The organism is Pontibacter sp. CAU 1760, assembly GCF_054482735.1.
On sequence record NZ_JBTLRL010000004.1, the window covers coordinates 192,853 to 205,195 of the forward strand.

Here is a 12,343-nt window from a genome sequence, read left to right on the forward strand (position 1 = left end):
TAAACCAAAGGCTTTACTCTTTTTTTAGTAGATTGAGGTTGTCGTTAACATGAGTGCTTTTCAATATGTCATCTGCTAATAAGCCCACCTTAATTTTAGTGAGTGCGCAGTGAATGCCGCCAAAAAGCACAACAGTGATACCAGCCATTTCCAGCAATTCCTCCAGTGCTACCTCAATTTTATAATAAAGCACTGACTCTGTACCCCGCAGGTACCAATAGCTGATTATTTCTAATCCGACCCCACCCGCTAAAAACATAGTCATCCCTAAGGCCAGGATCAAACTCTGCGTTGGATAGGCTTTGAAAAATGAAAGGATGGTGCGGATACCGAGCCCCACGAGCATGACAGCGATCAATGCATATACATAGATCCACGTGCCGTATTCGCCTTCAAATTTAGGAGCCCAGTGCTCGTCTTCGAGTAAGCCTGTTATGCGTTCATGTATACCAGCAGATTCATCCATTGATAAAAAGATAAACCCCAAACCCGCCAAATTCAGGAACCAGCTATTTGTTATAAGGCTGATCTTAGTCCACTGGGAAGAAGAGAGAAACACTAACCCCACGGTAAAAAGCTGTATAGCAGAAAACCAGGCCGGTATAGTTCCTTCGCCATCCAGGTCAAAGAGACGATTGATGTTTTCAGGGATGGGAAAGACTGCACTTGCTACAAAGAACAGTGTCAGTAGTAGCTCGAATGCAAATAATCCAAAGAGCATCCATTTTGCTTTTTCAGCATTCAGGCTAAAGTGTATACCTTCTTCCATACAGAGATTTGAGATTTCATTAATAATTTGTTGACGATTTGTTTATAATAATATAATACCAATAATTTTTTTAATTCCTCATTTACGGTATTGTAATTCTTTAGTTCTGGAATTAGTTCGTTTTCAATGAATAAATATTGTTATAGCGGGCTTTAATGTTGCTACATAATATAAGCAATTGCTAATGAACAGATTAGAGAAATCTTCTATCGCCCATTATTTTTCAGCCAATTTGACACATCACCACAGCTTGGCTTTTCGTTTGAAGAAGCTTTAGCTTTACAATCAAAAGACGGGTTAACTAACACCGTCTATGTTTCACTGGATATAAAACTTGAAAATGACGAAAATAAGATCAACCACGGTGTGCGGCATATACCATAATGGCGAGGTAGCATTGGGGGCCGACGGACAGGCCACCATGGACAAGCATATTGCCAAGAGCAATGTGAAGAAGATCCGGAAGCTGCTGGACGGTAAAATCGTGACGGGTTTTGCCGGATCTACGGCCGACGCCTTTACACTGTTGGAGCGCTTCGAGGAGAAGCTTGGCGCTTACCAGAGCAACATGAAGCGTGCAGCGATTGAATTGGCTAAGGATTGGCGCAAGGACCAGTACCTGCGCAAACTGGAGGCCATGATGGTGGTTGCCAACAAGGATGAGCTTTTGATTATTTCTGGTACAGGCGATGTGCTGGAGCCGGATAACCAGATCGCAGCTATCGGGTCAGGGAGTATGTATGCCCACGCGGCAGCCTTAGCCTTAAAGAAACACGCACCACACCTCTCGGCAGAAGAGATGGTGCGCGAGGCACTCAATATCGCGGCAGATATCTGTATCTATACCAATCACAACCTGATCATCGAGAAACCTGCTTCTTAAATTCCACTTGGGGTATAACAGGCATGATCTTGTAGCGGCATGAGATGGCACCTTATTGCGCTGGCAGAACATTCCTGCACCATCGTACGAATAAGAAACATTCAAAAGGTATTTTATTTAACTTGCCGCCCCACACAGCCTGATGCGGCAATGTGGACTGAACAAAACAATCAACTATGCAAGTATCAAATTTTTTAAAGAGACATTACAAGCATTTTAATGCCGCGGCCCTGATCGATGCGGCAGAAGGATACAAGACTCACCTGAATGAGGGTGGCAAGATGTTGGTGACTTTGGCAGGTGCCATGTCTACTGCCGAGATGGGCATCATTCTGGCGGAGATGATCCGGCAGGACAAAGTGCATGCGATCTCCTGCACGGGTGCCAACCTCGAAGAGGATATCTTTAACCTGGTAGCGCACGACTTTTATGAGCGAGTTCCGAATTACCGCGAATTGTCTGCGGAGGATGAGGAAGAACTTTTGAGCCGCCACCTGAACCGTGTTACCGACACCTGCATACCGGAAGAAGAGGCGATGCGCCGTTTGGAGCACGTTGTCCTGAAGTTCTGGGAGAAGGCAGACAAAGCCGGTGAGTCTTACTTCCCGCACGAGTTCTTCTATCAGATTCTACTGAGCGGCGAACTGGAGCAGTACTACCAGATCGATCCGAAGGACAGCTGGATGCTGGAAGCGGCCAAGAAGAACTTGCCGATTATTTGCCCAGGCTGGGAGGATTCTACGCTAGGCAACATTTATGCTGGCCACGTTATTTCAGGCGACATCAAAAATGTGCATACCATGAAAACGGGTATCCAGTACATGATTGAGCTGGCTGATTTTTATACCCAAACGGCTACTGAAGAATCCAAGATCGGTTTCTTCCAGATTGGCGGAGGTATAGCCGGTGATTTCCCGATCTGTGTTGTACCGATGCTGCACCAGGACCTGCAGCGCACCAACGTGCCGCTTTGGGGTTACTTTGCCCAGATATCGGACTCTACCACAAGCTATGGCTCTTATTCAGGCGCAGTGCCAAACGAAAAGATTACATGGGGTAAGTTAGGGAAAGACACACCGAAGTATATCATTGAATCGGATGCGACGATTGTGGCTCCGTTGATTTTTGCGATTGTGCTGGATATGTAATTTCACGCATAGCGTTATAAAAGAGAAGGGTGACGCAGCTACTGCGTCACCCTTCTCTTTTTATAGAGGCATGTGATTTAGCTGACTAATTCTCTTCTGCCGAACAGGTAGGTATCATCTTTCAGAAAGTAATCGCCGCATTTCTGCATGATCGTCAGGTTATTCAGGGTAATCTCCCAGTTAAAGTTAAAATCACAAAGGTAAGAAAGCACAGGGCCCAGTATTTCCTGAGTGGTATCACCTAAGGCGAGGCTGATGTGGGGTAGCCATAAGTTCGGGTTATAGTATACGCCCATCTCGGTGCTCATCTCAGAAATATCACGGTGTAACCGGCCGTGCAGGTCGTTTAGAGCTGGAGTGCGCAAAACAGGTATGAATATCACGGGGTTCGGCCCCGGGAATATCCCCAACCCGGTAGTGCGCACGGTTATTTTTCTTGTCTCGAGGCACGTCTGCTCCAGGTACTCCTTCAGTTCCTCCATATCTGGCGTCTCGGCAGTGAGCGCGGTAAGGTGGGGGTATGGCGTGATCTTTACCCCGCTTAACCCGAATTTGCTTTCGAGCTGGTTGGTGAGGTCGGATACACGAGCAGTGGAGGTTTTGTCTAAAAGCGAAGCAATCGCGATCATAGGTTAGGTTTTTAACGTCTCACTTGCCTTGAGGCAACATGATTTGCTGTGAGTACAGATGCATTGAAACGTGCATGTTTAGGTATTGTTTTCTCCTCAAATCCATTGGCCTGGTATGATAGAGCAAACAGTACATGCAAATATACTTTATGCATCCTGTTACTGCATACAGCACGATTCGTTCTCTACTCTAATTTATTCATTATGCTCCAAAATTCATACCCTGCAACGTCCATTTTTAAGATTATTCCCATCCTTCGTTACCGACTATAAGGTATTATTTATGAGCCTTTGTGCAGGTATTTTCTAGAGAAGCCCAATTTTAAGTACCTTTGTGGTTTCAGCAGAAGCAAGCTTATGATTTCCATTAACAACTTGAATTTCCATTTTGGCAGCCGCCCCATGTATGAGGATGCCAACCTGCACATCAAACCCAAGGATAAGATTGGCCTGATCGGGCTGAATGGCACGGGCAAGTCCACGTTGCTGCGTATTATTGTGGGGGAGTATAAGCCCGACGGTGGAAGCATCCAGATGAGCAAGGAGACCACCATCGGTTTCCTGAACCAGGATTTGCTGAGCTATGAAACGCATGAGAGCATCCTGACCGTAGCCATGCAGGCGTTTGAAGAGGCGATACAGTTGCAGCAGGAAATTGACAAGGTGCTGGTGGAGTTCGAAAACAACTTCCACGATGACCTGGTGGACAGGCTGGCAAACCTGCAAGAGCGTTTTGAGGCTTTGGGTGGCTATACCATGCAAGCCAGCGCCGAAGCGATCCTAGAAGGACTGGGCTTTAGTACGCAGGAATTGCAGCAGCCGCTTGCCACTTTCTCAGGAGGATGGCGCATGCGCGTGATGCTGGCCAAGATCCTGTTGCAGAAGCCATCGTTGCTCTTGCTGGATGAGCCGACTAACCACCTGGACCTTCCTTCCATCAAATGGCTTGAAACATACCTTGAGCGTTTTGAGGGTGCAGTGGTGATCGTGTCGCATGACCGTGAGTTCCTGGACCGCACCACTAACATTACGGTGGAGGTATCCAATAGTAAGCTGAATTTATACCCCGGCAACTACAGCTTCTATATGGAGGAGAAGGTGCTTCGGAACGAGATCCAGCAGGGCGCTTATGAAAACCAGCAAGCCCAGATCAAACAGGCAGAGCGTTTTATCGAGCGTTTCAAGGCCAAGGCGACCAAGGCCAAGCAGGCCCAAAGCCGCATGAAGCAACTGGAACGCATGGACCGCATCGAAGAGGTGGCCCCGGATGCTGCAAAGGTAAACTTCAGCTTTAAGTTCAACACCCAGCCTGGCCGCCATATCTTGCGGTTGGAGCATATGAGCAAAAGCTTTGGCGACAAGGTGATTTTCAAGAATACCAACGTGCACATCGAGCGTGGTGACAAGATCGCGCTGGTGGGTGCCAACGGTAAAGGTAAATCCACGTTGCTGCGCATAATTGCCGGTACAGAGCCGATCAGGGGAAAGCGTGAACTGGGCCATAACGTCATCATGTCCTTTTATGCGCAGCACCAGTTGGAGTCGTTGAATGTAGACAACGAGATTCTCCAGGAAATGCAACAGGCAGGCTCGAAAAAGACAGAGATGGAACTGCGCACGCTGTTGGGGTCCTTTTTGTTCACGGGCGATTCTGTTTTCAAGAAAATCAAGGTATTGTCGGGAGGGGAGAAGAGCAGGGTGGCGTTGGCCAAAACACTGATCTCGGAAGCTAACTTCCTGATGCTCGATGAACCGACCAACCACCTGGACATGCAGTCGGTAAATATCCTGATCCAGGCGCTGGAGCAGTACGAGGGTACTTTCGTGATCATCTCACACGACCGCTTTTTTGTGGAGAACGTGGCCACTAAGATCTGGTATATAGAGGATTATGAGCTAAAAGAGTACCCCGGCACGTACCACGAGTATGATGCCTGGATGGAAAAGCGCGACAAGGAGGGAAAGAAGAGCGCAGCCGCTACTGTGCAGGAGCAGATACAGGAAGAGGTGAAGCTGAAGGCTCCTCGTGAGAAAAGTGATTTTGCGCAGCTGACAAACACGCTGAAGCAGGTAAACAAGCGACTACAAGACACAGAAAATGAAGTACAGCGCCTAGAGGTCCAGCGTGCAGCCTTCGAGCAAGAATTGGCCGACCCTAAGGTTTTCGGGAATATAGAGACACTGCAAGAGGTAACGCAAAAGTTCGAGGCCGTTCAGAAAAAAATAGACACTGCCCAGGAAAAGTGGGAAGAACTGATGCTTGAAATCGAGGAGCTAGAGGCTAAGATTGCCGAATAGCACTGCTTGATAGCTATAAGAAAAGCAGCAAAAGCCCCAAGCATTTTTAGCTTGGAGCTTTTGCTGCTTTTTGAGTTACGCAGAAGTGTTTTGAAAAACCATTACAGCCAGCGGAGGCACAGCGACTTGCTCTTGTGCTGAAATTGTAAGGGGTACATCCGCAACATCGTTTTCCTCCAGCACCCACCTTCTCTCTTTCGAGTTTAAGATAAGTTCCCACTGTGCAGCTGTATCCAAAGCGGGCACACCCACTTTGATTGCCTTCTCAGAAAAGTTGAAGCAGCAGAGGTAGTGCTGTGATCCATTATCGCTTTGGCGATGCAACACTAAACCATCCTGCCCAATATGCTCTGCTCGAACACTGGCCTTATCAAAATTTTGTAGCGCAGCAGAGTTTTTCCGAAGTCTGATAAGTTCTTTGTGCCACTCCAGCAATTGCTTATGCTGGCCCTCTTGCCGTCTATGCCATTGCAATTTCGATTCCTCAAAAGTTTCGGGTGCCTGCGGGTCCGGGACTTTACCTTCAAAATGAAAATCCGCAAACTCGCTCTTTCGCCCTTCCTGCACCGCCTCAATCAGCTCTTTGTCTGAGTGACTTACAAAATATTTGAAAGGAGTTCTTTCCCCATATTCTTCGCCCATGAACAACATCGGGATGTAGGGAGCAAGAAGCACAGAAGCGGCAGCCAGCTTTAAACGTTCAAAGTTTATCAACAAAGAAAGCCGCTCGCCCTGCACCCGATTGCCAACCTGGTCGTGGTTCTGGATGAAGTTGACGAATTGAAATCCAGGCACATGCGCCGAACTTCTGCCAAATGACTTTTTGCGGAACTTTACGTACTCACCGCTGTGCACAAAGCCATCGGTATAAGCCTTGCATAGCTGTTCCATCTTACCAAAGTCTTCGTAGAACTTTTTCCCTTCGCGGTCCAGCACCACATAAAGCGCATGATGAAAATCATCGAGCCATTGCGCCTGGAAGCCATACCCCCCGGTTTCAGGGTTTCGAATCACCTTCGGGTCGTTTAGGTCACTTTCCGCAATCATATGGAAGGGCTTTCCGGCCTCTTCGGTGGCATTCTGGAGCTTGTCATATACAAGTTCCCAGAAATGCACCGCATTGTTGTCGTAAATGGTATGGATGGCGTCTAGGCGTAGCCCATCCAAGTGGAAGTGTTCCAGCCAATAAAGCGGGTTATTGGAGAAATACTCTCGCACCCCATCCGAATAAGGCCCGTCGAAATTAATGGCATCGCCCCAAGGGGTGGTATAACACTCGGTAAAGTAAGACCCGAACTTTCCGAAGTAATTACCTTCCGGGCCAATATGATTATACACCACATCCAGGTAAATGGCAATACCTTGGGCATGGCAAGCATCCACCAGTTTCTTTAACCCGGTGGGGCCGCCATAAGTGTTTTGCACGGCGTATGGAAAAACCCCGTCATACCCCCAGTTTCGTTCACCCGGAAACTGAGCAATGGGCATTAGCTCGATGGCGTTGATTCCTGTTTCCGCTAAATCAGCTAATTTAGGGATGATGGCTTCGAAGGTTCCTTCCGGAGTAAACGTGCCAACGTGCAGTTCGTAGAGCACCAGTTCCTGCATGGGTAGGTTTTTCCAACCATGGTCCTGCCAGTCATAGGAGGCATGGTCCACTACCTCTGAGGGGCCATGCACACCCTCAGGTTGGAAAAAAGATGCCGGATCAGGAAAGTCGTCTTTCCCGTCCGGCATATAATAATAGCGTGTGCCCGGGGCAATACCTTCCAGTTCAGCGGTAAAGTAACCCTCCTCATCACACGTCATCTCCATCACACTATCAGTAGGGTGCACTATGTGCAGCAGCATGCTTTCCTTTTCAGGAGCCCATACCGTAAACAAACATTTCCCGTTCCCCTTGTACGCTGAACCAGCCTTTTTCATGTAGCTTTAAATTTGAATTCAGAGAAGGTTTACTTCAGAACCGCTTGAAAGGTTGATGCCCGCGCATTTATTCCAGCAGCACCAGAATGCCTTCATCCCCAGACATGCTGATATTGCCTGTCACCTGTTTTCCTTCGCGCTCCGGATCAGTGGCTAGCACTACCTTCCCGGTATAGGTGTCATGTTCTGCCCGGAAATGACAGGGCTTATGGCTAAGGTTAAGCAGCACGAGGTAGCATTTGTCGCCGTGCTGCCGCTTGAACGAGAGCAAACTGCCTTTTGAAAGCACCGGCAGGTAATCGCCGATGTGCAAGGCAGGCTCCTGCTGTCTCATCTCGATCAACCGCCGGTAAAAATGCAGCATCGAGTAGTCGTCGTTGCGCTCGGCCTCTACGTTTACGCGCCGGAAATTATCTGGCAAACGCAACCATGGCTTAGCGTCTGAGAAGCCGGCATATTCACTGTCGTCCCACTGCATCGGCGTTCGGGCCGGGTCGCGGCTCAGGTCTTTGTCGGGCATGTTCAGTCCTTGTGGGTCCTGTACTTCGTCGGGTGGTATCGGTACATCGCGCATGCCAATCTCATCGCCGTAATAGAGGGTAGGGGTGCCGCGCAGGGTCAGCAGCAGCATGGCCGCTACTTTGGCCTGTGAGTAACCTACCCGGCTCGTAATGCGTGGCTGGTCGTGGTTGCCGATCACCCAGTTTGGCCAGCCGCCCGGAGGCAGGGCTCCTTCGTATTCGTCGATGTGCAGCGAGAGCGTGCGCGCATCCCAATCCTGGCCTATCAGCATGAAGTTAAAGGGCAGGTGTGCCCCGTTGTTGTCGCTGCCGTAGTAGGTGACCAGCCTGTGCACGGGCAGGTATATTTCCCCGATCATCATGCGCTCCGGGTATGCGTCGAGTACGTGGCGCATTTTAGCCACGATGTCGTGTATCTCAGGCTGATCCGTAGAAAAAGCAGGTACCAGCTTCTCATACGTGGCCATGTGCTCCTGATAATCCGGGTTCGGTGGGTTGTCGCGCAAGTGCTTGTCTTTAACCATGTGCCACATCACATCTACCCGGAACCCATCCACGCCCTTGTCTAGCCAGAAGCGCATCACGTCAAACATGGCCTCCTGCACCTCTGGGTTTCGCCAGTTTAGGTCAGGTTGCTCTTTTAGGAAAGCGTGGTAGTAGTACTGCTGCGTCTGCTCGTCCCATTCCCAGCCACTGCCGCCAAATACACTCAGCCAGTTGTTTGGCTCACTGCCATCTTCTTTTGCGTCTTCCCATATATACCAATCACGTTTGGGGTTGTCTTTAGAGGAGCGCGACTCCTGGAACCAGCGATGCTCGTTAGAGGTATGGTTGGGCACCAGGTCCAGGATCAGTTTCATGTCCTGGGCATGGATCGCCTCCAACAGTTCGTCGAAATCCTCCATGCTCCCGAAAAGCGGGTGGATTGCCTCGTAGTCTGAGATGTCATACCCGTAATCGGCCATCGGGGAGGGGTAGATGGGCGAGATCCAGATGGCTGTCACGCCGAGCCACTTCAGGTAATCCAACCGCTTGATGATGCCTTTCAGGTCGCCAATGCCATCGCTGTTACTGTCCTGGAAGGAGCGTGGGTAAATTTGATAGATGATGCCTTTGTGCCACCACAGATATTCCTGGTTTGATAGTTCCGCCATATATAGTCTGCTAATTTTATTAAAGTGTTTGTACGGAACAGCTCAAGGAGAGATACCCCTGAAACGAGATTCAGGGATTTACAGAAGGCGCAAATGAGTTGAAGGTTGGGTGACAGAAATTTAAGGTGCTGCTTGTGTTCATGTTTAGTTTAGTGTAGGTATAAAACATGTTTTTTGAAGCGCGCAAGCTGGCTGGGATACTAATAATAGTGCCAATAGCATTGAAAAGGGGATTTTCGATGCAATAGCTGCACAAGTGCAAATAAATAATCAAAAAAATGCAACGTATAATTAAGGGATCAGTATATTTGCATAATTTTATATAATAGTACTTATAGAATTTGATTCGCTCCTGACTACCCCATTCGGTTTTCCATTGATCAACCTGACCGGGCACCAACATTTTTAATCAAACACAACCCTTTTTTAATCAAACACAACTTTAGCCAACAGTGCCTTTATGAAAAAATCTCTATCAAAACTATTCTTCTTTTTTGCAGCAGTTACCCTTTTATCCTCTTGCAATCAGTATATATGCCCGGCATATTCTGGTTCCAACATCAAAGCTGCCAAAAAGCAAAACACATTCGCTACCGAAAAAACCAGCCGTTAAAAACCTCATAAGTGGCTAGCGGCTTAATAAGGTTAGCTTGCCCTTTATTAGGCATTCAGATAGGGGCTCTCTGGGTATCGAGACGTCGCAAGAGAAACTGATGAGGTTGAATAGCAATCCGTCGGTTTACCTTGCGACGTTTGTTTTAACCGGGGATTGTTTGATCATCTGCCTGCTGCCCTATAATGGGATGGCATCTATCAGAAACGGGAGGGAGGCAAAATAAAAAACCGCACCATCAAAAGACAGTGCGGTTTTAGCTGTAGCGGGGAGCAGAATCGAACTGCCGACCTCAGGGTTATGAATCCTGCGCTCTAACCATCTGAGCTACCCCGCCGAATTGTGGTGCAAATATAAGGGATGTTTTTTGAAACAAGCAAGTGGTGGCCAAAAAAAAATATTTTATTTTTCAGATATACAAACAATCGGAAATAAGCCTTATACTTACTAATACACATACACAACACATTATGACGAAAGCTACGAAGACTAAATTTGTTCGTGAGTATCCGATCAATGCTTCCGCCAGGCTTCTATACCCTTATCTTTCTACGGCAAGCGGGCTTACACAGTGGTTTTGCGACGACGTGACGGTAGACGGCAATAAGATTTATAATTTCCTTTGGGATGGCCGCAATCATTTCGCTGAACTGACCAGCTACCGGACCAACCGCTCTGTGCGTTTCCTGTTTTTGAATGAGGAGAAAAAGCATGTGGCAGACTCTGCTTTCATTGAGTTTTCGATAGAATCGAGCGAACTGACGCAGGAGCAGTTCCTGAAAGTCATGGACTACACCAGCGAGGAAGACATTGTAGAACTGGAGGAGCTTTGGGACAATCTCATGCTCAATCTGCGCGAAATAGTGGGAGGATAGCAGGTTTGCGCGAACCACTGCGTATCTTTGCATGATATTTGAGAGCCTTACACCAAGGTATGGGCTGTGAGTTAGCAGCCTGTAGGCCCTCTGTTGCGCATGAAAAAATTAGACAAGCTTATACTTAAAGCCTTTTTCGGGCCTTTCATCCTCACGTTTGCGGTAGTGGAGTTTATTCTCCTCACGCAATACATGCTCAAGTACCTTGATGAACTGGTGGGCAAGGACCTCGGGGCCGAGGTTTTTGGCGAACTGTTATTCTACTTCAGCATTAACATGGCACCGGTGGCGTTGCCGCTAGCCGTCCTGTTATCCTCTCTGATGACCTTTGGCACCCTGGGCGAGCACAATGAGCTCACGGCTATCAAGACCTCCGGCATCACCCTCACCCGCATCCTGCGTCCTGTATTCATCGCAGTGGCTTTGTTGACAATCGGGGCATTCTATTTCAACAACAACATCGTTCCGAAGGCCAACCTGAAGGCCTATAGCCTGCTGTGGGATATCCGCCAAAAGAAACCCGCCATGAACTTTAAGGAAGGGGCTTTTTACAACGGTATCCCTGGGTATAGCATCAAGGTCAATAAAAAGCTGAACGACGGGCAAACCTTAGGCGATGTGATGATCTACGATCACTCCAAGGGCGGCTCCAATACAACAGTCATACTAGCCGATTCAGGCGAGATGTATATGGCGCATGATGACATGTACCTTATCCTGAATTTATTCCGCGGGAACACTTATGTAGAGCAGGGGGCCGAAACCTTCCAGAGCTCCAACGACCAGTTTGTGAGGCAAAACTTTGACCAGAGCAAGATTGTGCTAAGTATGGCCTCCTTTAACCTGGACAGGACACGGGAAGAGCTTTTCTCCGACAACAAGATGATGAAGGATGTCTCGGAGTTAAAAGTTGTCACGGACTCGCTGCGTCGCTTCCGCCAGCGAGAGATACAGTTCTATGCCCCGAACGTCGATCCTTTTTACAATTATTTTAAAGCGGATACGGGCCAGGTGAAGAACGGCAGGCGGTTGAGCGACCTGGCCAAACTGGACGTGAAAAAAGAGCTTCCGTCGCCAGATGCGGAGATCATGACGCTGGCTACAAACAAAGCCCGGAATGTCAAAAGCTTTACCAACAGTTACCTCGAGCGCATCAAGAACACCATGCGGGAGGCAAACAACTACGAGATTGAGATCTGGAAGAAGTATACCCAGTCGGCCGCTATCCTGATCATGTTCCTGATTGGCGCCCCGCTCGGTGCAATCATTAAAAAGGGGGGGCTGGGGGTACCCGTGCTTATATCCATTATCTTCTTTATTTCGATGTACGTCATGTCGATATTAGGGGAGAAATGGGCGCGCGAGGGCCTGGTGGATGTAGGATTGGGCCTCTGGGGAGGGAATATGATCTTGTTGCCTATCGGGCTTTTCTTCCTGCACCAGGCCCGGAACGACTCTAGTTTATTGGAGGTTGACTTCTGGCGCAAGCTGATGGCACGCTTGCGCCGCAACAAATTATAGAGCGTT

9 protein-coding genes and 1 tRNA gene are annotated in these 12,343 nt (G+C 48.4%); 5 read left to right on the forward strand and 5 right to left on the reverse strand.

The features are described from left to right. Positions 1-13 precede the first annotated feature (13 nt). Positions 14-769, reverse strand: coding sequence for a hypothetical protein (locus ACXYMU_RS07460; RefSeq protein ID WP_458985741.1), 756 nt, complete (start codon positions 767-769; stop codon positions 14-16). A 340-nt stretch (positions 770-1,109) separates the two neighbouring features. Here ACXYMU_RS07460 and hslV point away from each other — a divergent pair, with 340 nt between their 5' ends. Beyond that, a complete protein-coding gene (gene hslV, locus ACXYMU_RS07465; RefSeq protein ID WP_241643393.1) occupies positions 1,110-1,652 on the forward strand; it encodes an ATP-dependent protease subunit HslV in 543 nt (180 codons plus the stop codon). Positions 1,653-1,828: 176 nt separating this feature from the next. Continuing rightward, positions 1,829-2,800: a deoxyhypusine synthase family protein gene (locus ACXYMU_RS07470; RefSeq protein ID WP_458985742.1), complete on the forward strand. Its 972-nt coding sequence runs from the start codon at positions 1,829-1,831 to the stop codon at positions 2,798-2,800. Between the two features lie 77 nt (positions 2,801-2,877). Here ACXYMU_RS07470 and ACXYMU_RS07475 read toward each other — a convergent pair whose 3' ends face one another. Continuing rightward, the gene (locus tag ACXYMU_RS07475; RefSeq protein WP_458985743.1) at positions 2,878-3,429 is read right to left on the reverse strand and encodes a 2'-5' RNA ligase family protein; all 552 of its coding nucleotides are present in this window, start codon (positions 3,427-3,429) and stop codon (positions 2,878-2,880) included. A 357-nt stretch (positions 3,430-3,786) separates the two neighbouring features. On the opposite strand from ACXYMU_RS07475, the gene abc-f reads away from it, so the two are divergent. After that, positions 3,787-5,727, forward strand: coding sequence for a ribosomal protection-like ABC-F family protein (gene abc-f / locus ACXYMU_RS07480; RefSeq protein WP_458985744.1), 1,941 nt, complete (start codon positions 3,787-3,789; stop codon positions 5,725-5,727). Positions 5,728-5,802: 75 nt separating this feature from the next. Here the strand turns inward: abc-f and treZ are convergent, their stop codons facing one another. The 3 genes from treZ to ACXYMU_RS07495 all read right to left on the reverse strand — a co-directional run bounded on the left by treZ (position 5,803) and on the right by ACXYMU_RS07495 (position 10,278). Beyond that, positions 5,803-7,653 (reverse strand): malto-oligosyltrehalose trehalohydrolase, encoded by a 1,851-nt coding sequence (gene treZ, locus ACXYMU_RS07485; RefSeq protein WP_458985745.1) that lies wholly within the window; start codon positions 7,651-7,653, stop codon positions 5,803-5,805. Between the two features lie 67 nt (positions 7,654-7,720). After that, positions 7,721-9,328 carry an alpha-amylase family glycosyl hydrolase gene (locus tag ACXYMU_RS07490; protein WP_458985746.1) on the reverse strand — a complete coding sequence of 536 codons (1,608 nt, stop codon included), beginning with the start codon at positions 9,326-9,328 and terminating at the stop codon, positions 7,721-7,723. Positions 9,329-10,204: 876 nt separating this feature from the next. After that, positions 10,205-10,278, reverse strand: a tRNA-Met gene (locus ACXYMU_RS07495). A gap of 133 nt (positions 10,279-10,411) precedes the next feature. On the opposite strand from ACXYMU_RS07495, the gene ACXYMU_RS07500 reads away from it, so the two are divergent. Next, the gene (locus tag ACXYMU_RS07500; protein WP_458985747.1) at positions 10,412-10,816 is read left to right on the forward strand and encodes an START-like domain-containing protein; all 405 of its coding nucleotides are present in this window, start codon (positions 10,412-10,414) and stop codon (positions 10,814-10,816) included. A gap of 99 nt (positions 10,817-10,915) precedes the next feature. Then, positions 10,916-12,337, forward strand: coding sequence for an LptF/LptG family permease (locus ACXYMU_RS07505; RefSeq protein ID WP_458985748.1), 1,422 nt, complete (start codon positions 10,916-10,918; stop codon positions 12,335-12,337). The last annotated feature ends 6 nt before the right edge of the window (positions 12,338-12,343 follow it).